This is a genomic window from Streptomyces filamentosus (assembly GCF_014654895.1).
GTDB classification, from domain to species: Bacteria; Actinomycetota; Actinomycetes; order Streptomycetales; family Streptomycetaceae; genus Streptomyces; species Streptomyces filamentosus.
In genome coordinates, this window is record NZ_BNBE01000001.1 from 2,313,500 (window position 1) to 2,336,137 (window position 22,638).

General features: G+C 73.1%; 22 protein-coding genes and 1 riboswitch. Of the genes, 11 read left to right on the forward strand and 11 right to left on the reverse strand.

Annotated elements, in window-relative coordinates:
* Positions 1 to 171 precede the first annotated feature (171 nt).
* The 3 genes from IE326_RS10340 to thrC all read right to left on the reverse strand — a co-directional run bounded on the left by IE326_RS10340 (position 172) and on the right by thrC (position 2,444).
* A complete protein-coding gene (locus IE326_RS10340; protein ID WP_030750332.1) occupies positions 172 to 375 on the reverse strand; it encodes a cold-shock protein in 204 nt (67 codons plus the stop codon).
* Positions 376 to 798: 423 nt separating this feature from the next.
* Positions 799 to 1,077 (reverse strand): MoaD/ThiS family protein, encoded by a 279-nt coding sequence (locus IE326_RS10345; RefSeq protein WP_150230185.1) that lies wholly within the window; start codon positions 1,075 to 1,077, stop codon positions 799 to 801.
* A 32-nt stretch (positions 1,078 to 1,109) separates the two neighbouring features.
* Positions 1,110 to 2,444, reverse strand: coding sequence for a threonine synthase (gene thrC, locus IE326_RS10350; protein ID WP_150232959.1), 1,335 nt, complete (start codon positions 2,442 to 2,444; stop codon positions 1,110 to 1,112).
* Positions 2,438 to 2,581: riboswitch (SAM riboswitch) on the reverse strand. It overlaps the preceding gene by 7 nt.
* A gap of 121 nt (positions 2,582 to 2,702) precedes the next feature.
* Between thrC and IE326_RS10355 the strand changes: the two genes are divergently transcribed.
* Both IE326_RS10355 and IE326_RS10360 read left to right on the forward strand, forming a co-directional pair.
* Entirely contained in the window at positions 2,703 to 3,644 is a 942-nt protein-coding gene (locus IE326_RS10355) for a glucosyl-3-phosphoglycerate synthase (RefSeq protein WP_190042204.1), read from the forward strand.
* Positions 3,645 to 3,750: 106 nt separating this feature from the next.
* A complete protein-coding gene (locus IE326_RS10360; protein ID WP_150230182.1) occupies positions 3,751 to 5,205 on the forward strand; it encodes an alpha,alpha-trehalose-phosphate synthase (UDP-forming) in 1,455 nt (484 codons plus the stop codon).
* Here IE326_RS10360 and IE326_RS10365 read toward each other — a convergent pair.
* Positions 5,202 to 5,561: a winged helix-turn-helix transcriptional regulator gene (locus IE326_RS10365; RefSeq protein ID WP_190041354.1), complete on the reverse strand. Its 360-nt coding sequence runs from the start codon at positions 5,559 to 5,561 to the stop codon at positions 5,202 to 5,204. The genes IE326_RS10360 and IE326_RS10365 overlap by 4 nt on opposite strands.
* 97 nt (positions 5,562 to 5,658) lie before the next feature.
* On the opposite strand from IE326_RS10365, the gene IE326_RS10370 reads away from it, so the two are divergent.
* Both IE326_RS10370 and IE326_RS10375 read left to right on the forward strand, forming a co-directional pair.
* Complete coding sequence (locus IE326_RS10370) at positions 5,659 to 6,543, forward strand: NAD(P)-dependent oxidoreductase (RefSeq protein ID WP_190041355.1); 885 nt, start codon at positions 5,659 to 5,661, stop codon at positions 6,541 to 6,543.
* Between the two features lie 135 nt (positions 6,544 to 6,678).
* Positions 6,679 to 8,988: an immune inhibitor A domain-containing protein gene (locus IE326_RS10375; protein ID WP_150230172.1), complete on the forward strand. Its 2,310-nt coding sequence runs from the start codon at positions 6,679 to 6,681 to the stop codon at positions 8,986 to 8,988.
* A gap of 34 nt (positions 8,989 to 9,022) precedes the next feature.
* Here the strand turns inward: IE326_RS10375 and otsB are convergent, their stop codons facing one another.
* The 3 genes from otsB to IE326_RS10390 form a co-directional block, all read right to left on the reverse strand.
* Entirely contained in the window at positions 9,023 to 9,865 is an 843-nt protein-coding gene (gene otsB, locus IE326_RS10380; protein WP_190041356.1) for a trehalose-phosphatase, read from the reverse strand.
* A gap of 146 nt (positions 9,866 to 10,011) precedes the next feature.
* Positions 10,012 to 10,263, reverse strand: coding sequence for a DUF3263 domain-containing protein (locus IE326_RS10385; RefSeq protein WP_190041357.1), 252 nt, complete (start codon positions 10,261 to 10,263; stop codon positions 10,012 to 10,014).
* Between the two features lie 122 nt (positions 10,264 to 10,385).
* Positions 10,386 to 11,669 carry an ABC transporter substrate-binding protein gene (locus tag IE326_RS10390; protein ID WP_190041358.1) on the reverse strand — a complete coding sequence of 428 codons (1,284 nt, stop codon included), beginning with the start codon at positions 11,667 to 11,669 and terminating at the stop codon, positions 10,386 to 10,388.
* Positions 11,670 to 11,911: 242 nt separating this feature from the next.
* Here IE326_RS10390 and IE326_RS10395 point away from each other — a divergent pair, with 242 nt between their 5' ends.
* The 4 genes from IE326_RS10395 (at position 11,912) to IE326_RS10410 (ending at position 15,582) form a co-directional block, all read left to right on the forward strand.
* The gene (locus IE326_RS10395) at positions 11,912 to 12,862 is read left to right on the forward strand and encodes an ROK family protein (protein WP_190041359.1); all 951 of its coding nucleotides are present in this window, start codon (positions 11,912 to 11,914) and stop codon (positions 12,860 to 12,862) included.
* The gene (gene nagA / locus IE326_RS10400; protein ID WP_190041360.1) at positions 12,862 to 14,031 is read left to right on the forward strand and encodes an N-acetylglucosamine-6-phosphate deacetylase; all 1,170 of its coding nucleotides are present in this window, start codon (positions 12,862 to 12,864) and stop codon (positions 14,029 to 14,031) included. Before IE326_RS10395 ends, nagA begins: the two co-directional genes overlap by 1 nt.
* Before the next feature lie 122 nt (positions 14,032 to 14,153).
* Positions 14,154 to 15,083: a 1-phosphofructokinase family hexose kinase gene (locus IE326_RS10405; RefSeq protein WP_150230154.1), complete on the forward strand. Its 930-nt coding sequence runs from the start codon at positions 14,154 to 14,156 to the stop codon at positions 15,081 to 15,083.
* Positions 15,084 to 15,168: 85 nt separating this feature from the next.
* A complete protein-coding gene (locus tag IE326_RS10410) occupies positions 15,169 to 15,582 on the forward strand; it encodes a hypothetical protein (protein WP_150230151.1) in 414 nt (137 codons plus the stop codon).
* Positions 15,583 to 15,640: 58 nt separating this feature from the next.
* Here the strand turns inward: IE326_RS10410 and IE326_RS10415 are convergent, their stop codons facing one another.
* Entirely contained in the window at positions 15,641 to 16,609 is a 969-nt protein-coding gene (locus IE326_RS10415) for a carbohydrate-binding protein (RefSeq protein ID WP_190041361.1), read from the reverse strand.
* 84 nt (positions 16,610 to 16,693) lie between these two features.
* Positions 16,694 to 18,394, reverse strand: coding sequence for a diguanylate cyclase CdgB (cdgB, locus tag IE326_RS10420; RefSeq protein ID WP_150230145.1), 1,701 nt, complete (start codon positions 18,392 to 18,394; stop codon positions 16,694 to 16,696).
* A 294-nt stretch (positions 18,395 to 18,688) separates the two neighbouring features.
* Here cdgB and IE326_RS10425 point away from each other — a divergent pair, with 294 nt between their 5' ends.
* A complete protein-coding gene (locus IE326_RS10425) occupies positions 18,689 to 19,267 on the forward strand; it encodes a flavin reductase family protein (RefSeq protein WP_229915281.1) in 579 nt (192 codons plus the stop codon).
* Positions 19,268 to 19,352: 85 nt separating this feature from the next.
* On the opposite strand, the gene arfB is transcribed toward IE326_RS10425, so the two are convergent.
* Positions 19,353 to 19,790, reverse strand: a complete 438-nt coding sequence (gene arfB, locus IE326_RS10430) for an alternative ribosome rescue aminoacyl-tRNA hydrolase ArfB (protein WP_150230142.1) — start codon at positions 19,788 to 19,790, stop codon at positions 19,353 to 19,355.
* Between the two features lie 136 nt (positions 19,791 to 19,926).
* On the opposite strand from arfB, the gene IE326_RS10435 reads away from it, so the two are divergent.
* Both IE326_RS10435 and IE326_RS10440 read left to right on the forward strand, forming a co-directional pair.
* Positions 19,927 to 20,502: a TerD family protein gene (locus IE326_RS10435; protein WP_150230140.1), complete on the forward strand. Its 576-nt coding sequence runs from the start codon at positions 19,927 to 19,929 to the stop codon at positions 20,500 to 20,502.
* A gap of 64 nt (positions 20,503 to 20,566) precedes the next feature.
* The gene (locus IE326_RS10440; protein WP_150230137.1) at positions 20,567 to 21,088 is read left to right on the forward strand and encodes a GNAT family N-acetyltransferase; all 522 of its coding nucleotides are present in this window, start codon (positions 20,567 to 20,569) and stop codon (positions 21,086 to 21,088) included.
* Here IE326_RS10440 and IE326_RS10445 read toward each other — a convergent pair.
* Positions 21,085 to 22,500 (reverse strand): M1 family metallopeptidase, encoded by a 1,416-nt coding sequence (locus IE326_RS10445; protein ID WP_373310177.1) that lies wholly within the window; start codon positions 22,498 to 22,500, stop codon positions 21,085 to 21,087. The genes IE326_RS10440 and IE326_RS10445 overlap by 4 nt on opposite strands.
* Between the last annotated feature and the right edge of the window lie 138 nt (positions 22,501 to 22,638).

The following is a 22,638-nucleotide window of genomic DNA, read 5'->3' on the forward strand; positions in this document are numbered from 1 at the left end:
CGGGCGCCGGGACCGGTCCGCGGCGGACGCCCGGTGCGGACGCCCGGGGTCGCCGGCGGCGGACGCCCGGGCCCTGCGGCGACGGGCGCCCGGGAACGCGTCGAGGGGCCCACATCCCTGGGGATGTGGGCCCCTCGACGGTGTTGGCGTCGGTGGCCGATCGCGTCGCACTCAGGCGGACAGCTTGACCATGTCAGCCTGGGGGCCCTTCTGGCCCTGCGAGATCTCGAACTCGACTCGCTGACCCTCTTCGAGGCTGCGGTACCCATCCATCTGGATCGCGCTGTAGTGGACGAAAACATCCGCACCACCGTCGACCGCGATGAAGCCGTAGCCCTTCTCCGCGTTGAACCACTTGACGGTGCCCTGAGCCATGCCTAACTCCCCTATTGCTTACTGGCCCTTGAGCGGATCCGCACTTCACGGACCCGGGTCAGAACCTGCGCCGGAACGCGTCGACCGCCGCTGAATGTATCTGTCCAACTGCCCTCTGCAACAGGGCAATCGATCGAGAATTCTCGGCGGAACGGAAAGGGGAATCGGGAAGAAATCCTTGAATTGCGGGGCAAGTCGGGCCGGGCGAAAGCCGCATAAGGTGCACAGCGCGTATGCTTTTCGGCCGCTTGTTGGCGCGTTCTTGCCAGGTCCTTGGCCGCTCTCATATGCGTCCGGCATGAGCGGCGGAGGGGGCTTCCCCAACTCTATCGCGCTCAACCATGCAGAATTGCCCCCTCCGCTTCTTCTCGCGGAGGGGGCAATTCAGTACCGACCGGTAAGGCGCCGGGGCGCCCCGGGGCCTCAGCAGCCGCCGGCGACCGCCGGGATGATGGAGACGCCCGCGCCGTCCGGCGTCGCGGTCTCCAGGCCCTGCTCGAAGCGGACGTCGTCGTCGTTCACGTAGACGTTCACGAAGCGGCGCAGCTTGCCCTCGTCGTCCAGGACGCGGGCGGCGATGCCGGTGTGGTTCTTCTCCAGGTCGGCGATGACCTCGGAGAGGGTCGCGCCCTCGGCCGGGACCTCGGCCTGGCCGCCGGTGTAGGTGCGGAGGATGGTGGGGATGCGGACGTTCACGGCCATGTCGGTGCTCTCCGTACGGGTGTCGGCGGGTGTCAGTGGGCCAGGCCCGCGTCGCGGAACGCGTCCAGGCTCGGGCGGATGGTGGCGGTCGCCTGCGAGCTGTCGGCCACGGCGTCCAGCGTCTTGAGGCCGTCACCGGTGTTGAGGACGACGGTCGTCAGCTCCGGGTCGATGAGACCGGCCTCGACGAGCTTGCGCGCCACGCCGACGGTCACGCCGCCCGCCGTCTCGGCGAAGATGCCCTCGGTCCGGGCCAGCAGCTTGATCGCGTCCACGACCTGCTCGTCGTTCACGTCCTCCACGGCGCCGCCGGTGCGGCGGGCGATGTCGAGGACGTACGGGCCGTCCGCCGGGTTGCCGATCGCCAGGGACTTGGCGATGGTGTTCGGCTTCTGCGGGCGGACCACGTCGTGGCCGGCCTTGAAGGCCGTGGAGACCGGGGAGCAGCCCTCGGCCTGCGCGCCGAAGATCTTGTACGGCTTGTCCTCGACGAGACCGAGCTTGACGAGCTCCTGGAAGCCCTTGTCGATCTTGGTGAGCTGGGAGCCGGAGGCGATCGGGATGACGATCTGGTCCGGGAGGACCCAGCCCAGCTGCTCGCAGATCTCGTACGCGAGCGTCTTGGAGCCCTCGCCGTAGTACGGGCGGAGGTTGACGTTCACGAAGCCCCAGCCCTCGCCGAGCGGGTCGCCGATGAGCTCCGAGCAGAAGCGGTTGACGTCGTCGTAGTTGCCCTCGATGGCGACGAGGTCACCGCCGTAGACACCGGCCATGACGACCTTGCCCTGCTCCAGGTCGTGCGGGATGAAGACGCAGGAGCGGAAGCCGGCGCGGGCGGCGGCGGCGCCCACGGCACCGGCCAGGTTGCCCGTGGAGGAGCAGGAGAGGGTGGTGAAGCCGAAGGCGCGGGCGGCCTCGATGGCCTGGGCGACGACCCGGTCCTTGAAGGAGTGGGTCGGGTTGCCCGAGTCGTCCTTGACGAAGAGCTTGCCGGCGGCCACGCCGATCTCGCGGGCCAGGTTGTCGGCCTTGACGAGCGGGGTCCAGCCGGGGTTCAGGTTCGGCTTCTCGGCGACGTCGGCCGGGACGGGCAGCAGGGGCGCGTACCGCCAGATGTTCGCGGGGCCGGCCTCGATCTGCTTGCGGAGCGCCTCGGGGTCGCCGAACGGCAGCTCGTAGGCGACTTCGAGGGGGCCGAAACAGAGCTCGCAGGCGAAGATCGGGCCGAGGGCGAAGACCTGGCCGCATTCGCGACAGGAAAGACCGCTCGCGGGACCGAGATCGACGGTGGGGGCGGTGGTGTCGGCAGCGGCGGTTGCGGGTGCGACGGTGTTTACAGCCATGGAGGCGAGGCCCTTTCTCCTCATCTTTCCCATGACGAATTTTTCGCCATGAGACGGATTTGGCACCTTCCCTAGCCGGTGGCCTCGCTGGAGTACGAGAACCGACTGGAGGGTTGCCGGGGCTTCAACGGGCCGTATCCCTCTGCCCCTCTGGATGAGCGGTATTCGATTGTGAGACGCGGTCGGCACCCCGACATGCACCGGGGATCCGCGTTGTTCAAGACTGTAACCGAAGGCTTCGAAGGTGGAGACGGTCGTCCGATCCGCGAGATGGAGATCACGTTGCTGGAAGAAGTGGAGCGCTGGCTGACCCGGCGGTCCTGGTCCGTGTCCGACCGGCCCCTGGAACGGGTGCTCGCCGCCAAGCGGGGGACGACGGTCAGCGTGGTGCTGCCCGCGCTGAACGAGGAGGCCACCGTCGGCGACATCGTCGGCGTGATCCGGCGCGAGCTGATGACCGGGACCGTGCCGCTGGTGGACGAGCTGGTGGTCGTCGACTCGGGCTCGACCGACCGCACCGCCGAGGTCGCCGCGGCGGCCGGCGCGCGCGTGGTCGCGCGCGACGACATCCTCCCCCGCATCCCGGCCGTCCCCGGCAAGGGCGAGGTCCTGTGGCGGTCACTCATGGTGACGAGCGGGGACGTGGTCTGCTTCGTCGACGCGGACCTGCGCGACTTCTCCGCGGACTTCGTGACGGGGATCGTGGGCCCGCTGCTCACCGACCCGGACGTCGAGTTCGTCAAGGCGATGTACGACCGCCCCTTCGGAGACACCCCAGGTCAGGGCGGTCGCGTGACCGAACTGGTGGCGCGTCCGCTGCTCAACCTGCACTGGCCGCGGCTCGCCGGATTCGTCCAGCCGCTGGGCGGCGAGTACGCGGCCCGCCGCTCCCTGCTCGAACGGCTCCCCTTCCCGGTCGGTTACGGAGTGGAGCTGGGCCTCCTCGTCGACGCGCTGCACACGGTCGGCCTGGACGCCCTGGCACAGGTCGACGTGGGCGTCCGCAAGCACCGTCACCAGGACGGGCAGGCGCTGGGCCGGATGGCGGCGGCGATCTACCGCACGGCACAGCTGCGGCTCTCCCGGGGCCACCTCGTGCGCCCGTGGCTGACCCAGTTCGAGCGCGGCCCGGCGGGCTTCGAGCCGCGGACGTACCCGGTGGACACGGAGGAGCGCCCGCCGATCGCGGAGATCACGGAGTACGCGCGCAGGCACGTGGCGTGAAGTCGCCAGGGCGTGTGACCAGCGCCGGAGCCGCCCGTCCGTGTCCGTCCGACCGCCGACCGTATACGTACGTTTGAGCGTTTACGGGACGGGCTAGGTTCGCCACATGGCTTCCGTACTCGTGGCATCGAACCGGGGACCCGTCTCGTACACGCTCGGTGACGACGGCACCCTCTCCTCCCGCAGGGGCGGCGGCGGGCTCGTCTCCGGGCTGAGCGCCGTGGACTCGCAGGACAGCCTGTGGGTGTGCGCCGCGCTCGGCGACGGCGACCGGGAGGCCGTCCGGCGCGGGGTCGCCGAACCCGGCGTGCGGATGCTCGACATCGATCCGGAGGTGTACTCCGACGCGTACAACGGCATCGCGAACTCGGTGCTGTGGTTCCTCCACCACCACCTCTACGACGTCCCCCGCGAGCCCGTCTTCGACGCGGACTTCCGCCGCCGCTGGGCCTCCTACCGCGCCTACAACCGGGCCTTCGCCGAGACCCTGGCCGCCGAGGCCGCCGAGGGCGCGGCCGTGCTCGTGCAGGACTACCACCTGGCCCTCGTCCCCGGCATGCTGCGCGAGCTGCGCCCCGACCTCAGGATCGGGCACTTCACGCACACCCCGTGGGCCTCCCCGGAGTACCTGCGGATGCTGCCGGACGACATCGCCGAGGAGCTGCTGTGGGGCATGCTCGGGGCGGACGAGCTCGGTTTCCACACCTGGGGATGGGCGTCGTCCTTCATCGGCTGCTTCCAGCAGCGCGAGGACGGCACCGGGTACGCCCAGGGGCTGTGGCCCAGCGGCGACCCCTGGTACGGCGTGGAGTGGCGCCGCCACGACACCGGGAAGGGCCGCACCCGCGTCCAGGTGTACGCGCTCGGCGTCGACGGCGACGACCTGCGGGCCCTCGCCCACCGGCCCGAGGTGGACGCGCGCCTGGCCCGGCTCCGGGAGGAGACCGGCGGGCGGAGGACCGTCGTCCGCGTCGACCGCACCGAGCTGTCCAAGAACATCCTCCGCGGCCTCCTGGCCTACCGGGAGCTGCTCGCCACCCACCCCGAGTGGCACGACCGGGTCGTCCACCTGGCCTCCGCCTACCCGTCCCGGCAGGACCTGGAGTCGTACCGGGCGTACACGGCCTCCGTGGTCGCCCTCGCCGAGGAGATCAACGCCGAGTTCGGCACGGCGGACTGGCAGCCCGTCCTGGTCTCCGTGGAGGACGACTTCACCCGCTCCCTCGCCGCCTACCGCCTCGCCGACGTGGCCCTGGTGAACCCGGTGCGGGACGGCATGAACCTGGTGGCGAAGGAGATACCCGTGGTCTCCGACGAGGGCTGCGCCCTGGTCCTGTCGACCGGCGCGGGCGCCCACGCGGAGCTGGGGGCCGACGCGCTCACCGTGAGCCCCTACGACGTCTCGGCCACCGCCGAGGCCCTCCACCGGGCCCTGACCATGCCCCCCGAGGAGCGGGCCGCCCGCACCGCGCGCCTCGCCGCGGCGGCCACCGCCCTCCCGCCCCAGCGCTGGTTCCTCGACCAGCTCGAAGCCCTCAGGAGCCCGTCGGACCGGCCTTAGGGCGCGCCTTCCGGACCACGCCGCTCCTGGACCTCGCGGCCCCACGCCGCCAGCGGCTCCAGGGCGTCGTTGAGGCGGACGCCGGCCTTGGTGAGGCCGTACTCGACGCGCGGCGGGACCTCGTCGTACGAGACGCGGCGGACGATCCCGTCCGCCTCCATCTCGCGCAGGTGCGAGGCGAGGACCTTCTCCGTGATGCCCGGCACCATCCGGCGCAGCTCCCCGAAGCGGCGCTCCGGTCCCTCGTGGAGCGCCCACAGGATGAGCACCTTCCACTTGCCGCCGATCACCTCCATCGCGGTGTCGATGCCGCAGAGGTGCCCGTCGCCGTCCCCCGGCCGATTCAGCGTCGCCATCCCCACACCCTCCTGGCCTGCTCGCTCACCTCAGGGTAACCACCCACTCGGAAGTGGGTACTTGAGCAGGTCAGAGCCCTGCCACAGCCTTGGGGACATGACAGCGCACACGAACGCGAAGACCCCCGTCACCCTCCTCGGCCTCGGCGCGATGGGCACCGCCCTGGCGCGGGCCTGGCTGGCCGCCGGCCACCCCCTCACCGTCTGGAACCGCACCGCCGCCCGCGCGGAGGCACTGGCCGCCGAGGGCGCGACGGTGGCCCCCGACGCCGCCGCAGCCGTCGCCGCGAACGACCTCGTGATCGTCTGCCTCCTCGACGACGCGTCGGTCGGCGCGGCCCTCGACGGCGTCGACCTCACCGGCAAGGACGTCGTCGACCTGACGACCACGACCCCCGCGCAGGCCCGCGCACGCGCCGCCTCGGTGACCTCCCGGGGCGCCCGCCACCTGGACGGCGGCATCATGGCCGTCCCGCCGATGATCGGCGTCCCCGAGGCCGGCGGCTACGTCTTCTACAGCGGCTCCCCCGAGCTGTTCGAGACGTACCGGCACGTCCTCGCCGTCCCGGCCGGCACCCGCTTCGTCGGCTCCGACCCCGGCCACGCGGCCCTGCACGACGTGGCCCTGCTGAGCGCCATGTACGGCATGTTCGCCGGCGTCGCGCACGCCTTCGCCCTGATCCGGAAGGAGGACGTCGACCCCGTCGCCTTCGCCCCGCTGCTCTCCGAGTGGATCTCCGCCATGGCGGGCCCGCACGTCACCCGGACCGCCGACCAGCTGAAGAGCGGCGACTACACGACGAACGTGGTGAGCAACCTCGGCATGCAGACCGCCGGCACGCCCACCTTCCTCTCCACCGCCCGGGGCCAGGGCGTGAGCCCCGAACTCCTCGCCCCCTACTTCGACCTCATGCGCCGCCGCCTCGCCGAGGGCTCCCCGGAGGAGGACCTGACGGGCGTGGTGGACCTGCTGCTCCGGTGAACGAGTTCCGTTAATCGGAGAAGACCCCTCCTCCTGAGGGGTCTTCTCGTGGCACACTCGCGGCGATCGTTCCCCCAGGCGATCCGTTTTCCCCTCAGTTTCCCCTCAGAGGCAAGCGGAAGGATCGCGAAACACGTGAAGAAGATTGTCGTGGGCATGACCCTCGGGTCGGCGCTCACCGCACTCCTCGCCGCGGGGCTCACCCCCGCCGCCGCGCAGGAGGCCGGGGACCCCGCCCCGTCCGGCACCACCTCCGCCCAGCGGCCGGACAACCGGCCCGGGCCCCTCACCAAGCAGCGCACCGAACTGCGCGAGAAGGCCATCGACCTCGTCGCCAAGGGCAAGGCCAGGGCGAACGCCCGGGGCGTCGTCGAGGTCGCGCCCGGGAAGTTCGCCGAGACCGAGACGACCACCGCCGTACGGCAGGAGAAGATCCTCACGATCCTCTCCGAGTTCGGCGACCAGGGCTCGGGCAAGCTCGGCACCACCCCCGGGCCGCTGCACAACCAGATCGCCCGGCCGGACCGGGCCACGGACAACTCCAACGCCTGGACCGCCGACTTCGACAAGACCTACTACGAGAACCTCTTCAACGGCCCCGGCGAGTCGATGAAGACGTACTACGAGAAGCTGTCGAACGGCGCCTACTCCGTCTCCAACGTCGTCGAGGACTGGGTCAAGGTCCCCGGCAACGCCTCCACCTACGGCGACAACGCCGTCGAGGACAACGGCGGTTCGTGGGCGTTCATCCAGGACACCGGCGACGCCTGGTGGAACGCGCAGATCGCGGCCGGCAAGACCCCGGCCGAGATCGACGCGTACCTCGCCCAGTTCGACGTGTGGGACCGCAACGACTGGGACCACGACGGGAACTTCGACGAGGCCGACGGCTACATCGACCACTTCCAGGCCGTCCACGCCGGCATGGGCGAGGACGCCGGCGGCGGCGCCCAGGGCGAGGACGCCATCTGGTCCCACCGCTGGTACGTCAACGGCGACGACTACGGCCTGACCGGGCCCGACGTCGCCGGCACGCAGAACAAGGCCGGCGGCGCCCGCATCGGCCAGTCCAAGTACTGGCTCGGCGACTACACCACCGAGGGCGAGAACGGCGGACTCGGCGTCTTCTGCCACGAGTTCGGCCACGACCTCGGCCTGCCGGACTACTACGACACCGACGGCGGCGAGAACTCCACCGCCTTCTGGACCCTGATGAGCTCCGGCTCCTGGCTCAGCCACGGCGCCGCCGCGAACGCGGGCATCGGCACCCACCCGGGCCTGATGGGCGCCGAGGAGAAGCTCTTCCTCGGCTGGCTCGACTACGTCGACGCCCCGCTCGGCACCACCGGCAGCCACACCCTGAGCCCCGCCGCCCTCCAGCAGGCCGGCAAGGCGCAGGCCGTCCGCGTCGCGCTCCCGGACAAGTCCGCCGCCACCGCCTACGCCACCCCGACCTCCGGCGCGCACGCCTGGTGGACCGGCTCGGCCGACGGCCTCAACCAGTCGCTCACCCGCTCCGTCCCGGCCGCCCCGCGCGTCACCGTGAAGGCGAGCGCCTGGTACGAGATCGAGGCGGACTACGACTACCTCTTCGCCGAGTACTCCCTCGACGGCGGCACCACCTGGGCCCGCGCCGGCGACGGCGTCAGCGGCTCCTCGGCCGGCAAGTGGACGACGCTGCGGTTCTCGTACGACGCCGCGGGCAAGCCGTCCCTCTTCCGCTTCCGCTACCAGACCGACGGCGGGGTGCACCTGCCCGGAGCCTTCCTCGACGACGTCGCGCTGACCTCCGGCGGCACGACGCTCGTGGCGGACGACGCCGAGCAGGGCGCCAACGGCTGGACCGCGCAGGGCCGCTGGAAGCTCTCCACCGGCACCGAGTCGGCCTCCTACCCGCGCTACTACCTCCTGGAGAACCGCGAGTACGTCGGCGCCGACGCGCTCCTCGCCGAGGGCCCGTACCAGTTCAGCAAGCCGCTGTCCGCCCCCGACTGGGTCGAGTGGTTCCGCTACCAGAACGGCATGCTCGTCTGGTACGTCGACCGGTCCTTCGACGACAACAACGTCAGCAACCACCCCGGCGGCGGCTCGGCCATGGCCGTCGACGCCCGCCCGACGCCGTTCACCTACCCGAACGGCGCCGCGCCCAGCAACCGCCGCCAGCCCTTCGACGCCACCTTCGGCCTGGAGGCCACCGACGCCACCTGCCTCCACACCGAGGTCCTGGCCGGCAAGGGCAAGCAGCAGACCGTCCAGACCCTGGCCGCCTGCGCCCCGTCGGCGCCGGGCATCCCGGTCTTCGACGACACCGACCCGAACGCCTACTACGACACCTCGGCGCCGCAGGCCAGCGTCAAGGTCGCCGGGCACGGCGTGAAGGTCACCGTCACCGGCGACGCCGGCGACGACCTGACGATCACGGTGGCCAACCCGGCCGCGCACTGACCGTCGCACCGCGAGGGGCGGTGCGGGAGGACCCTCAGTCCTTCCGCACCGCCCCCGCCAGTCCCGCGAGGAGGGCGACCACGCCGGAGGGGCCGTCGACCGAGAGGTCGGCGCGGTCGGCGAGCTCCGGGACCTCGGTGGAGCCGGAGCAGACGAGGAGGCCGGGGAGGCCGTCGCCGCGGAGCTTCTCCACGGCGGCGAAGGCGGGCAGGTCGCCCAGGTCGTCCCCGGCGTAGAGGACGGACCCGGCGCCCTTCTCGCGTACGAACTCCGCCAGCGCCACCCCCTTGTCCATGCCGGGGGGCCGCAGCTCCAGGACCAGCCGGCCGGGCTCCAGGACCAGGCCGTGCGCGGCGGCCAGGTCGGCGAGCGGGCCCTTGAGGGAGGCGAAGGCGCCCTCGGGGTCCCGGGCGCGGCGGGTGTGCACGGCGACCGCGCGGCCCTTCTCCTCGATCCAGACGCCGTGCCAGGCGCCGTGGCGGTCGAGGAAGCCGGGGAGCTCGGCGCGGACGGAGGCGACCCCGGGGTGCGGGGCGGCGGCCGTGACCGTGCCGGTGGCGGCGTCCCAGCGCTCGGCGCCGTAGTGGCCGAGGACGGTGAGGTGGCCGAGGCCCGGGACGCCGGCCAGGCCGCCGTGCCGGACCGCGACCCCGGCCGGGCGGCCGGTCACGATCACGACGGCGGCCACGTGCGGCGCGAGGGCCGCGAGCGCGGGAACGGCCTCCGGATGGGCCCTGGCCCGCTCCGGGTCCGGGACGATCTCGGCGAGCGTCCCGTCGAAGTCGAGGGCGACGACGGCCTCGGAGGGCCGCGCGAGCAGCGCGGCCAGGCCGTCGCGGCCGGCGGACGTGGTCGGGTGCGGAAGGCTGCTGACCATGACCCCGACCCTACCGACCCGGGCCCGCCGCGTCAGCGTGGCCGGACTCACCCGGCGGGAATCGCCCGGCGGGGTTTACCCGGCGGGGTTCACCCGAGGGGAATCGTCCGGCGGGGTTCACCCGACGGGGATCGTCCGGCGGGGGTTCAGCGGCGCCGCTCCCGCTCCTCGCGGATCCGCCTCAGGCGGTTGACGGTGACCGGGTCGTGGGCGAGGGCGCGGGGGTCGTCCAGGAGGGCGTTGAGGAGCTGGTAGTAGCGGGTCGGGGAGAGGCCGAGGCGTTCGCGGACGGCGCGCTCCTTGGCGCCGGGGCCGGGCCAGGAGCGGCGTTCGAGGGCGAGGACGGCCCGCTCCCGCTCCCCCAGTCCGCTGCCGTCGCCCGGCGTCTCTTCGGTCATACGACCAACCTATTACCCGGCGGTCCGCTCCGCCGCCCCGCCTCCCGGCCGCCGCCCCGCGTCCCGCCCGGCGGCCCGGCGACCCGCGCTCCGGCCCGGCGGTCCGCCTCCCGCCCCGCGGTCTACTCCGCCGCCTCCGCCGCCGACGCCGTGCGCGCGACGGAGCCGAGGACGGCCTCCGGGCTGCCGGCGGGGGTGACGGCCTTGCCCATCTCCTGCTTCAGGGTCTCGCTGACCTTGGCCCAGGAGGTCTTGCCGACCGGCGGGAGCTGGGCGGTGGGCAGCGCCTTCAGGAACTGGCGCAGCTTGGCGTGCTCGGGGGCGGTCTCCATGCGGGTGGAGGCGGTGACGGTGACCGGCAGCAGGTCGTTGTCGCCGGCGAACTTCAGCACGTTCTCGTCGGTGAAGACGAAGTCGAGGAAGGCCCCGGCCTCCTTGTTGTGGCCGTTCTGCTTGAAGGCCATGATCCAGTCGGCGACGCCCATGGACTTCTTGGCCGGGCCGTCGACGCCGGGCAGCGGGGCCTGGCCGACCTCGATGCCCTGCTTGGCGGCCTCCTGGAGGAGCGAGGGGTGGCCGTTGAGCATGCCGACCTCGCCGCGCGCGAAGGCGGCGAAGGCGGCCTTGCGGTTGAGCTTGCCGGGGGCGATGGGGCCGGTGAGGCCGGGCGCGACGAGCTCGTCCTTGAGCCAGGTGAAGGTGTCGACGTTGGCCTCGGAGTCGATGGCGTACCGGTCGGAGTCGTCGGTCCAGCCGCCGCCGCCCGCGAACAGCCACGTCAGCGACTCGGCCTGGGCCTCCTCGGGCCCGAGGGGCAGCGCGATGGGGGTGCGGACGCCCTCCGCCTTGAGCTTCTTCGCGACGGCGGCCAGCTCGTCCCAGGTGGTGGGGGGCTTCACGCCGGCCTTCTCGAAGAGGTCGGCGTTGTAGAAGAGGGGCCGGGTGGAGGCGACGAAGGGCAGGCCGTACTGGACGTGCTTGTTCTCGCCGGCGTCGGCGAGCGCGGGCAGGAAGTTGGCCTGGACGGGTATGGAGAGGAGTTCGTCGGCGGAGTAGAGCTGGCCGGCGGCGGCGTAGTCGGCGTAGGCGCCGATCTGCGCGAGGTCGGGGGCCTGCCCGGCCTCGACCATCTCGGCGACCTTGCGGTCGACGTCGTCCCAGGACTCGACCTGGACCTGGACCTTGACCCCGGGGTGGGACGCCTGGAAGGCGGCGACGAGGCCGTCCCAGTACTTCTTGGTGGTGTTGCCGCCGGTGAGGTCGTAGTCGGCGGCGACCAGGCGCAGGGTCACCTCGCCGTCGTCCCCGCCGAGGGCGCCGCAGCCGGCGACCGTGGCGGTCATGCCCAGGGCGGCGGCGGCCGCGGTCAGTCCAAGGAATCGTCGCCGCTCCACGGCTTCATCCACCTTTTGCTCGTCGTTGAGCAGCAGTGAGCTGCACGTACACGCCCGCAGGGGCGCGGTCAGGGGCCGAAAGTCTCTCCCATTCCCGGGCAAGAGGTCTACACCACTCGGGTATCACTTCGGCAACCCCGGTGGGACCTTCGCCACAAACCCCCCACACCCTGGGGCCCGAATTTGTATCCGAGCGCAACAATCCTCGGCAGTGGACTAGACCTTTAGGGCGATCTCGCGCGAGACTGTCCCCCGTGAGACACGTCATCGCCCTGGATGTGGGCGGCACCGGCATGAAGGCCGCCCTCGTCGGGGCGGACGGCACCCTCCTCCACGAAGCCCGCCGCGCCACCGAGCGCGACCGCGGCCCGGAGGCCGTCGTCGAGACGATCCTCGCCTTCGCCGAGGACCTCCGCGCCCTCGGCGAGGAGCGGTACGGCGAGCCCGCCGCGGCCGCCGGCGTCGCCGTCCCCGGCATCGTCGACGCCGACCGCGGCATCGCCGTCTACGCCGCCAACCTCGGCTGGCGCGACGTGCCCCTCCGCGCCCTCCTCAGCGAACGCCTCGGCGGCCTCCCCGTCGCCCTCGGCCACGACGTCCGCACCGGCGGCCTCGCCGAAGGCCGCATCGGCGCCGGGAACGGCGCCGACCGCTTCCTCTTCGTGCCCCTCGGCACCGGCATCGCCGGAGCCATCGGCATCGGCGACCACATCGAGGCCGGCGCCCACGGCTACGCCGGCGAGATCGGCCACATCGTCGTCCGCCCCGGCGGCACCGACTGCGGCTGCGGCCAGCGCGGCTGCCTGGAGCGCTACGCCTCCGCCTCCGCCGTCTCCCTCGCCTGGGCCAAGGCGTCCGGCGACCCCGACGCGGACGCCGCCGACTGCGCCAAGGCGGTCGAGTCCGGCGACCCCACCGCCGTACGCGTCTGGCAGGACGCGGTGGACGCCCTCGCCGACGGCCTCGTCACCGCCCTCACCCTGCTGGACCCCCGCACGCTCATCATCGGTGGCGGACTGGCCGAGGCCGGGGAAACCTTGTTCACACCCCTTCGGGCCGCGGTGGAGGAACGAGTGACCTTCCAGAAGCTGCCCGTCATCGTGCCGGCGGCCCTCGGGGACACCGCCGGATGCCTGGGCGCGGGCCTCCTCGCCTGGGACCTGCTCGCCGACCAGCGTTCCACCGACCCGGAGGTTTCCGCCTGATGTCCGATCACAAGGTTCTCGCCGGCGCCCGCGTCGTGCTGCCCACCGGGATCGTCGAGAACGGACGCGTGATCGTCGACGGCGGCCGCATCGCCGGCAGCGCGCCCGAGGACGCCCCCGCCCTGGACCTCAGCGGTCACTGGCTCGTCCCCGGCTTCGTCGACATGCACAACCACGGCGGCGGCGGCGCCTCCTTCACCTCCGGCACCGTCGAGGACGTCCTCAAGGGCGTCCACACCCACCGGCTGCACGGCACCACCACCGTCGTCGCCTCCTTCGTCACCGGCGACATGGACTTCCTCACCGCCCGCGCCGGCCTGCTCTCCGAGCTCGCCGAACAGGGCGAGATCGCCGGCCTCCACTTCGAGGGCCCCTTCATCTCCCCCTGCCGCAAGGGCGCCCACGACGAGACCCTGCTGCGCGACCCGCACCCGGCCGACGTCCTCAAGCTGATCGACGCCGCCCGCGGGCGGGCCAAGATGGTCACCCTCGCCACCGAGCTGCCCGGCGGCCTCGACTCCGTCCGCCTCCTCGCCGAGCACGGCGTCATCGCCGCCATCGGCCACACCGACGCCAGTTACGAGCAGACCGTCGAGGCCATCGACGCCGGCGCCACCGTTGCCACCCACCTCTACAACGCGATGCCCGGCCTCGGCCACCGCGCGCCCGGCCCGATCGCCGCCCTCCTGGAGGACGAGCGGATCACCGTCGAGCTCATCAACGACGGCACCCACCTGCACCCCGCCGCCCTGGAGCTCGCCTTCCACCACGCGGGCCCCGAGCGCGTCGCCTTCATCACCGACGCCATGGACGCCGCAGGCTTCGGCGACGGCCGCTACATGCTCGGCCCGCTGGAGGTCGAGGTGAAGGACAGCGTGGCCCGCCTCGTCGAGGGCGGCTCCATCGCCGGCTCCACCCTCACCCTGGACCGCGCCTTCAAGCGCGCCGTCACCGTCGACGGCCTCCCCGTCGAGTCCGTCGTCCAGGCCATCTCCGCCAACCCGGCCCGCCTCCTCGGCGTCTACGACCGGGTCGGCTCCCTGGAGCCCGGCAAGGACGCCGACCTCGTCGTCCTCGACGACGCCTTCGACGTGAAGGGCGTCATGCGCAGGGGCGAGTGGATCGTCGCCCCCCAGGGCGTCCCCGTCCGGGTGCCGCAGACCGCCTGATCAGCACCGGAGGGAACGGCGAACGGTCCGGGGACTGGGCCGATCGCCGTTCCTTTGGCATGATCGTGGCCCATCACGCAGCTGACGCCACAGGGGCGTACCGGGAGTACGGGGGTGGACAGGTGATCCTCACGGTCACCCTCAACACGGCACTGGACCTCACCTACCGGGTGCCCGCCCTCGTCCCGCACACCAGCCACCGGGTCGACCACAGCGCCGAACGCCCCGGCGGCAAGGGCGTCAACGTCGCCCGGGTGCTCGCCGCGCTCGGCCACGAGACGGTCGTCACCGGCTTCGCCGGCGGCCCCACCGGCGAACGGCTCCGGGAGCTCCTCGCCCCCGTCCCCCGGCTGACCGACGCCCTCGTCACCACCGAGGCGCCCACCCGCCGCACCGTCGCCGTCGTGGACGCCGCCGCCGGCGACACCACCCAGTTCAACGAGGCCGGCGCCCCCGTCACCCCCGCCGAATGGGCCGCCTTCCGCGCCCGCTACACCGACCTCCTGTCCGGCGCCCGGGCCGTCGCCCTCTGCGGCAGCCTCCCGCCGGGCGTCCACGTCGGCGCGTACGCCGAACTGATCCGCACGGCCCGGGGCGCCGGCGTCCCCGTCCTCCTCGACACCAGCGGCGAACCGCTCCGCCGGGGCATCGCCGCCCGCCCCGACGTCGTCAAGCCCAACGCCGACGAACTCGCCGGGCTCACCGGCTCCCGCGACCCGCGCCGCGCCGCCCTCGACGCCCGCCGCCGCGGCGCCCACGCCGTCGTCGCCTCCCTGGGCCCGGACGGCCTGCTGGCCGCCACCCCGGACGGCCTCTGGCGGGCCGCGCCCCCCGCCCCCGTCCACGGCAACCCCACCGGCGCCGGCGACTCCGCCGTCGCCGCCCTCCTCGCCGGCCTCGCCGCCGCCACCCCCTGGCCCGCCCGCCTCACCGAGGCCGCCGCCCTCTCCGCCGCCACCGTCGCCTCCCCCGTCGCCGGCGAATACGACCCGGCCGTCCTCGCCGACCTCCTCCCGAAGGTGACGGTCACCCGCGAGGACGACACCGCCTGACCCGGTGGCGGGTCTCCCGGGGCCCCGGCGGCCGTGCCTGTACACAGGAGGGCGACAGCACCCCGGACCCCGGAGGGACCCTCCCGTGCGCAGCCCCCTCGTCCACGCCGGCGCCCTCGCCGCGGCCCTCGCCCTGACCCTGGCCCCGGCCGGACCCGCACACGCCGAGGTCACCTCGGGCAGCGCCGGGTGCACCACGGAAGGCGCCCGCGGAAGGATGGCCTGGACGAACTACCACGGCCCGGGCGCCACCATCGGCCTCACGTTCACCCTCACCGACACCCTGGACGACCGGAAGCCCGTGCGCGTCCGGCTGCTCTCCAAGGACACCTTCGGACGGATCCACCAGTGGGGGTGGCGGACGAACGCGCGGGGCGAGGGGACGACGGAGACCTGGCGCACCTCGGCCTCGCATCCCAACGGACTCTTCGACATCGCCGTCGAGGTCGCCCGCTTCGACAGCAACGGCGTCCACCGGAACGGCTGCACCACCTGGTGACGCGAACGGCCCCGGACGGCGTCTCGCACCGTCCGGGGCCGTTCGCTTCGCGCCGGGGTCAGCTGCCGACCTTGCCCTCCACCAGGTAGACCTGGTCGATGACGGCCTCGCAGTCGAGGCCCTGCTCGCAGGAGATCTTGAGGGAGTTGCTGCCCTTGTCGAGGGTGGCGTAGCCGTAGGTGGTGGTCCACCCCTTCTCCCAGTCGCCGGCCGCCGCCTGTCCCCAGTTGCTCAGGTTGATCTGGTACGGCGGGCGGTCGTTCACCGTGAGCATGGCCTTGGCGTCCTTGCCGGGCACGCTGTAGGTGATCTTCAGCGTGTAGTCGCCCGCCGACGGCACGTCCACGGTCCAGCTCGCGGAACCGCCGGCGCCGTTGAGCGAGACGTAGGCGCCGCCGGGGCCCTTGCCGCCCTTGATGTCCTTGCCGACCGTCGCCGGGCCGCCGAGCTGGAGGGTCGCCGCGTCCTGCCGGGGCAGCGGGGCCTTCGTGGGTTCCGTGCTGGGCTGATCGGAGGCGGTGGGCTCCTGGCTCGCGGTGGAGGGGGCGGCGGACGACGGGGTGGTGCCGGCCGTCTGCTTGTCCTTGTCGGTGCCCTGGTTGGAGATCACGGCCGCGGCGATGCCCGCGACGACGACCGCGACGACCGCGACCGCGCCGATCAGCAGGCCCTTGGTGTTGGGGCCGCGGCCGCCGCGGGGGGCCTGCGGCGGCGGGGTGTGCCGGGGCGGCTGGCCGTTGCCGTACGTCTCGGGCGCCGCGTACTGCGGGTGCGGCTGGCCGTACGGCGCCTGCTGCTGCGGCGGCACGTACGGCTGGGCCGGCTGCTGCCCGTACTGGCGCTCGCCGACCGTCCTGACCTGGTTGTACGAGGTGCGCGGCACACCCGGCTGGGCGGGCGCCGGGCCTGGGTAGCCGTACCCCCCGCCCTGCGAAGAGCGGCCCGCCGCCGCCTGTCCGTCGGCGTACAGATAGCCGAACGGATCGTCGTCCTCGGGCTTGTTCGCGCCGTCGTTACCGGCAGCCATCCGGGTCATCCTCTCCATGCTCGCCAGCCGTCGCCGACCCGGCGAGCCTACCCCGAACAGTTGTGGCCCCCGCGCGGGCGGCGATCAACCCGCCCTGCGCTGGACCTTCGCGCGGGAGCGCTTCTCCACGTACATGCGCTGGTCGGCGGAGTTCAGGACCTCTTCGACGGTCATGCCGCACTCGGCCCAGCCGATGCCGAAACTGGCGCCGACGCGGACCGCGCGGCCGTCGACGCGGATGGGCGGGATGATCGCGTTGCGCAGGCGGACGGCGAGGTCGGCGGCGTCGGCGGCGCCCAGGCCGTCGGCGAGGACGACGAACTCGTCACCGCCCAGACGGGCGACGGTGTCGCCGTCGCGGACGCCCGTGGTGAGCCGGCGGGCCACCTCGATGAGGACCGCGTCGCCGGTGTGGTGACCGAAGCGGTCGTTGATCGACTTGAAGCCGTCGAGGTCGCAGAAGAGGACGGCGAGCCCCTTGGTGCCGTCGTCGGTGACGCCGCCGGCCGGCGCGACCATGTGCACGTGGTGGTCGTACGCGCCGCCGCCCGCGGGCTCGAAGCCGAAGCCGTGCTCGTGCTCGTGGCCGTACTCGTAGCCCCCCTCGTACCCGCCTTCGTACCCGCTCTCGTAGCCGCCTTCGTACGCGACGGGCAGCGGGTCCGGGCCGTGGCCGAAGTCCGGGTGGGTGCCCTCGTGGGCGGGGCGCTCGCAGAGCCGGGCGGAGAGCCGGGAGCGCAGCTCGGCACTGTTGGGCAGGCCGGTGAGCGCGTCGTGGGAGGCCCGGTGGGCGAGCTGGAGCTCGTGCCGCTTGCGCTCCTCGATGTCCTCGACGTGGGTGAGGAGGAAGCGGGGGCCGTCGGCGGTGTCGGCGACGACCGAGTTGCGGAGGGACACCCACACGTAGGTGCCGTCGCGGCGGCCGAGCCGCAGCTCGGCGCGGCCCCCCTCGGCGGAGGTCCGCAGGAGGGTGCCGATGTCCTCGGGGTGGACGAGGTCCGCGAAGGAGTAGCGGCGCATCACGGAGGAGGGGCGGCCGAGGAGCCGGCAGAGGGCGTCGTTGGTGCGGAGCAGCCGGCCGTGCTGGTCGCCGCCGAGCTCGGCGATCGCCATGCCGGAGGGGGCGTACTCGAAGGCCTGCCGGAAGGATTCCTCGCTGGCCCGCAGCGCCTGCTGCTCGCGCTCCAGGCGTATCAGGGCGCGCTGCATGTTGGAGCGGAGCCGGGCGTTGCTGATCGCGATGGCGGACTGGGAGGCGTACATCTGGAGGGCTTCCTGCCCCCAGGGTCCCGGGTGCCGGCCGTTGCGCGGGCGGTCGACGGATATGACGCCGAGGAGTTCGCGGCCGTTGCCGGAGGCGTACATGGGCGCGTAGAGGCGGTCGTGGGGGTGCCACTCGTCCTCGAAGCGGGGGGCGGGGCCGTCGGTGTGCCACTGGGGGACGTCGTCCTCCATGAGGACCCAGCCCTCGGTGTGCGGGATGAACCGCAGGTCGCCCCAGGGGAGGGCCATGGAGAGGCGGCGCTCCCAGGCGTCGCGGGAGCCGACGCGGCCGGTGATGAGGGCTTCGGCGGCGGGGTCCCCGGCGAAGGCGGCGACGACGAGGTCACCGTCGGGCCGGACGAGGTTGACGGCGGCCAGCTGGTAGTTGAGGCCCGCGACGACGCCGTCGGCGACGGTCTGCAGGGTGTCCGCGAGACTGCGGGCGGTGTTGAGGTCCGCCACGACCTGATGCAGCTGCCGCAGGGTCGAGAGACGGACGTAGGGCTCCGACTCGGTCTCCATCGCTCGCTCTCCCCGAGACCTCGACAGCAACTCCAGGATTCTCATCGGCTTCGTACCGCACTGTCCCTGCCACTGAATCACAGCGAGCTGCGCACCCGGTACACAGGGTCAGCAAATAGTGGCCTCTGTGACTCAAGTCACAGCAGCGTGTGGCCGGATCCGGCGGGTCGCCGGTGACCGGCGGGAGCACCGCGCCCCCGCCGCACGGCCCCCGGGTCCTAGGACCCGGGCCGGGCGCCGGTCTGGTCCCCCGGCCCGATGCGGCCCGCGCGGGGCCGCGGTTAGCGTGCCGGTGTGCTCCAGAAGACCCCGCCCCCGCCGTCCGTCCCCCCGCCGCCCGTCACCGACCTCGCCATCCCTCATGCTGAGGGGGTGAGCGACGACGACTTCCGGGCGGCCATGTCCCGCCTCGCGGCCGGCGTGGTCCTGGTGACCGCGCACGACCCCGACGACGGCCCGCGCGGCGAGGACGTCGGGATGACCGCCACCGCGTTCCTGTCCGTCTCGCTGGATCCGCCGCTGGTCCTGGTGAGCCTGCGCAACGGCTCCCGCATGGACGACCTCCTGGAGGAGGTGCCCGTCTGGGCGGTGTCGGTGCTGGCCGAGAACCAGCGGCACGTCGCCGGCCGCTTCTCCATGAAGGGCCGGGTCTCCGACCGCCTGCTCTTCGCCGACCTGCCGTACGTCCGCGGCACGGTCAGCGGCGCGCCGCTGCTCGACGGGGCGCTCACCACCCTGGAGTGCCGCACGGAGAACCGGGTGGTGGCGGGCGACCACACCCTCGTCATCGGCCGCGTCCTGTCGGTCGGCCCGCCGTCCCCGGACGGCGCCCCCCTCACCTACTTCCGGGGCAGGTACCGGCACCTGGGCTGACGCCGGGCGGGCACGGCCTCCGGGCGGCGAGGGACCTCGGGACGAGGGGCCTCGGGGAGGCTCAAGGGGCCCCGGGGGGCCGGGGTCACCCCCAGTCGCGCCCCTGCCGGCCGCGCTTGGTCTCGGCGCGCTGCTTCTTCTCCCGCAGCCTGCGTTCGTTGATGCCCCGGGGGATCTTCGTGGCCCGGCGGGGCTTCGGCGGCGGGGCGGTCGCCTCGGCGAGGAGCGCGGCGAGGCGGACGGCGGCCGTCTCGCGGTTGCGCCACTGGGAGCGGTGCTCCGAGGCCCGTACGGTCAGCACGCCGTCCACCAGGCGGGAGGCGAGCCGTTCCAGGGCGCGGGCCTTCCACACCTCGGGCAGGGCGTCGGTCGCGGCGAGGTCGAAGAGCAGCTCGACGCGCGAGTCCGAGGTGTTGACGTGCTGGCCGCCGGGACCCGAGGAGCGCGAGAAACGCCACTGGAGCTCGGCCTCGGGCAGCGAGACGGAGCCGCGGATCTGATACGGACCTGACATGCCCTCCATGTTCCCCGCGCGGGGCGCCGGGCGTCACCCCGTTTTCTCCGCCGTCCGAGCGGACGGGAACCATCCGGTGACGTTCCGCGTTTCTCCGGGGGAAGACAGCGTGTGAACCACGACGACCCCGATGAAAGGGACTTCCATGGCTGTGAGCCTCACCAAGGGCGGCAACGTCTCCCTGACCAAGGAGGCGCCGGGACTGACCGCCGTCACCGTGGGCCTCGGCTGGGACGTCCGCACGACGACCGGCACCGACTTCGACCTCGACGCCTCCGCGATCGGCGTCGACGCCGCCGGCAAGGTGGCCTCGGACGCCCACTTCGTCTTCTTCAACAACAAGTCCACCCCGGACCAGACCATCGTCCACACGGGTGACAACCGCACCGGCGAGGGCGGCGGTGACGACGAGCAGATCAACGTCAACCTCGCGGGCCTCCCGGCGACCGTCGACAAGATCGTCTTCCCGGTCTCCATCTACGACGCGGTCTCCCGCTCGCAGAACTTCGGCCAGGTGCGCAACGCCTACATCCGCATCGTGAACCAGGCCGGCGGCGCCGAGATCGCCCGCTACGACCTCTCCGAGGACGCCGCCACCGAGACCGCCATGGTCTTCGGCGAGCTGTACCGCAACGGCGCCGAGTGGAAGTTCCGCGCGGTCGGCCAGGGCTACGCCTCCGGCCTGGAGGGCATCGCCCGCGACTTCGGCGTGAACCTCTGACGGTTCCCCGCACCCCCTGGAGCCCCGGCCGGTCCCCGGACCGCCGGGGCTCTACCCTTGCCCCGTGATCGTCGAGACCCTCGCGCCCAAGGCCCTGGAGGACGGCGCCGCGCTGCCCGGGCCGCTGCTCACCGAACTCACCGCGCTGTACGCGTCGAACCGCGCATTCCAGCAGCTCAGCGGCGACTTCCCGGACCCGGACGACATCCGCCCCGAGCAGGTCGCGGCCGCCCTCGCCGACGAGCTCGCCGAGCCCTCCGCCGAGGTCCTGCTCGCCCGCTCCGAGGGCCGGCTGGTCGCCGTCGCCGTGACGCTCGGCCGCCACCCCGACCCGGCCGACCCGGACCCCTGGCTGGGCCTGCTCATGGTCCACGCGGACGAGCGGCGCGCCGGCTTCGGCCGCCGCCTCGCCCGGCACGTCGAGGACGGCTTCCGCGCCGGAGGGCGTACGGGCCTCAGGCTCGCGGTCCTGGAGAACAACCCGGAGGCCCTCGCCTTCTGGACCGCCCTCGGGTACGAGGAGACCGCCCGCCGCCCGGACCTGGCGCACGGCCGCCCGTGCGTGGTCCTCCGCAAGGCGCTCTAGGGCCGCTCCGGCCGGTCCTTCCCGTACAGCCAGACGTCCCACACCCCGGCCAGGTCCCGGCCCGCCACGGCCTCCGCGTAGGCCGTGAAGTCCTCCGTGGAGGCGTTGCCGTGCCGGTGCCCGGCCGCCCAGCCGCGCAGCAGCCCGTCGAAGACCTCGTCGCCGACGGTCTCGCGGAGCTTGTGCAGGACCATCGCGCCGCGCTGGTAGACGGGCGGGTCGAAGAGGTTCTCCGCGGCGGGCGGGTCGGCGGGCGGGAAGGCCCAGTTGTCCTCGTCGGCGAAGGCCGCCTCGAAGCTCCGCCGCGCCGGGACGGAGCCGTACTCCTCCGCGTACAGCCACTCGGCGTAGGTGGCGAAGCCCTCGTTGAGCCAGATGTCCCGCCAGCTCTCGGGGGTGACCGAGTTCCCGAACCACTGGTGGGCCAGCTCGTGCACGAGCGTCGTGCGGTCGAAGGAGCCCGCGGGGAAGACCGGCCGCGTCTGGGTCTCCAGGGCATAGCCGAGGAGGCCGTCGGTGGTGACCACGGCGCCGGCGGCACCGAAGGGGTACGGGCCGAAACGGTCCTGCTGGCGGGCGAGGACCGTGGGGAGCTCGGCGCGGAGCGGGGCCGTGGAGGCGGCGAGCGCGGGATCGGCGGCGGTGAGCACGGGGACCGTGCCGAGCGCGGTGCCGGTGGTGGTCTCGTACCGGCCGATCATCACCGTGGCCAGGTAGCTCGCCATCGGTTCGGAGGACCTCCAGACCGTGCGGGTGCGGCCGCCGGGGGCGGCGGCGGAGGAGACCCGGACGCCGTTGGAGAGGGCCTGGAGCCCGCTCGGGACGGTCAGCGCGATCTCGTACGTCGCCTTGTCGGAGGGGTGGTGGTTGCCGGGGAACCAGGTCGTGGAGCCGGCCGGTTCGCCGACCGCGACCGCCCCGCCGGAGGTGTTCATCCAGCCCTCGGTCGAGCCGTCGGCGTCGGTGAGCGGTTCGGGCACGCCGGAGTAGTCGACGGTGACGGTGAAGCCGGCGCCCCGGGGCACCTCGTCGCGCGGGCGGAGCGTCAGCTCGTCCCCGGCCCGGTTGACGGCGGCCTCCTCGCCGTCGACGGCCGCCCCCTCCACCGTGAGGCCCGACAGGTCGAGGTTGAGGGCGGAGAGGTCCTGGGTGGCGCGGGCGGTGATCCGCGCGGTGCCGTCGAGGCGGCCGGTGGCCGGGTCGAAGGCCAGGTCGAGGGCGTAGTGGCCGACGTCGTAGCCGCCGTTGCCGAGCTTCGGGAAGTACGGGTCGCGCAGCCCGGACGCGCCGGGCGTGCCCCGCACCCCGCCGTCCTCCGGGGCGCAGGAGGCGAGGAGCCCGCACACGGCGAGGGCCGCCGCCAGGAAGGCGGCGGCCCTGGGGGACCGTCCGGTCCGGCTGCTGAGGATCACGTGAGGATCCTAGACAAGTCGGACAGAAGGTGAAGACGGGGGCGCCCGTCGGGGGGAGTCGGGCGCCCCCGCCCGCTCATGGGGGGGGGGACGGAGCCCGCGGCGCGGGGGCGTGACGCGGAGTCCTCGGCGCGAGGG

What these genes read in the sequence shown, in the direction of transcription:
- cdgB (WP_150230145.1), bottom strand. Translation starts at nt 18,394, where the DNA reads ATGGAGACCGAGTCGGAGCCCTACGTCCGTCTCTCGACCCTGCGGCAG.
- IE326_RS10365 (WP_190041354.1), bottom strand. Translation starts at nt 5,561, where the DNA reads ATGGCGACGCTGAATCGGCCGGGGGACGGCGACGGGCACCTCTGCGGC.
- nagA (WP_190041360.1), top strand. Translation starts at nt 12,862, where the DNA reads ATGTCCGATCACAAGGTTCTCGCCGGCGCCCGCGTCGTGCTGCCCACC.
- IE326_RS10340 (WP_030750332.1), bottom strand. Translation starts at nt 375, where the DNA reads ATGGCTCAGGGCACCGTCAAGTGGTTCAACGCGGAGAAGGGCTACGGC.
- IE326_RS10415 (WP_190041361.1), bottom strand. Translation starts at nt 16,609, where the DNA reads ATGGCTGCCGGTAACGACGGCGCGAACAAGCCCGAGGACGACGATCCG.
- IE326_RS10385 (WP_190041357.1), bottom strand. Translation starts at nt 10,263, where the DNA reads ATGACCGAAGAGACGCCGGGCGACGGCAGCGGACTGGGGGAGCGGGAG.
- IE326_RS10370 (WP_190041355.1), top strand. Translation starts at nt 5,659, where the DNA reads ATGACAGCGCACACGAACGCGAAGACCCCCGTCACCCTCCTCGGCCTC.
- otsB (WP_190041356.1), bottom strand. Translation starts at nt 9,865, where the DNA reads ATGGTCAGCAGCCTTCCGCACCCGACCACGTCCGCCGGCCGCGACGGC.
- IE326_RS10345 (WP_150230185.1), bottom strand. Translation starts at nt 1,077, where the DNA reads ATGGCCGTGAACGTCCGCATCCCCACCATCCTCCGCACCTACACCGGC.
- arfB (WP_150230142.1), bottom strand. Translation starts at nt 19,790, where the DNA reads ATGGAGGGCATGTCAGGTCCGTATCAGATCCGCGGCTCCGTCTCGCTG.
- IE326_RS10360 (WP_150230182.1), top strand. Translation starts at nt 3,751, where the DNA reads ATGGCTTCCGTACTCGTGGCATCGAACCGGGGACCCGTCTCGTACACG.
- thrC (WP_150232959.1), bottom strand. Translation starts at nt 2,444, where the DNA reads ATGAGGAGAAAGGGCCTCGCCTCCATGGCTGTAAACACCGTCGCACCC.
- IE326_RS10435 (WP_150230140.1), top strand. Translation starts at nt 19,927, where the DNA reads ATGGCTGTGAGCCTCACCAAGGGCGGCAACGTCTCCCTGACCAAGGAG.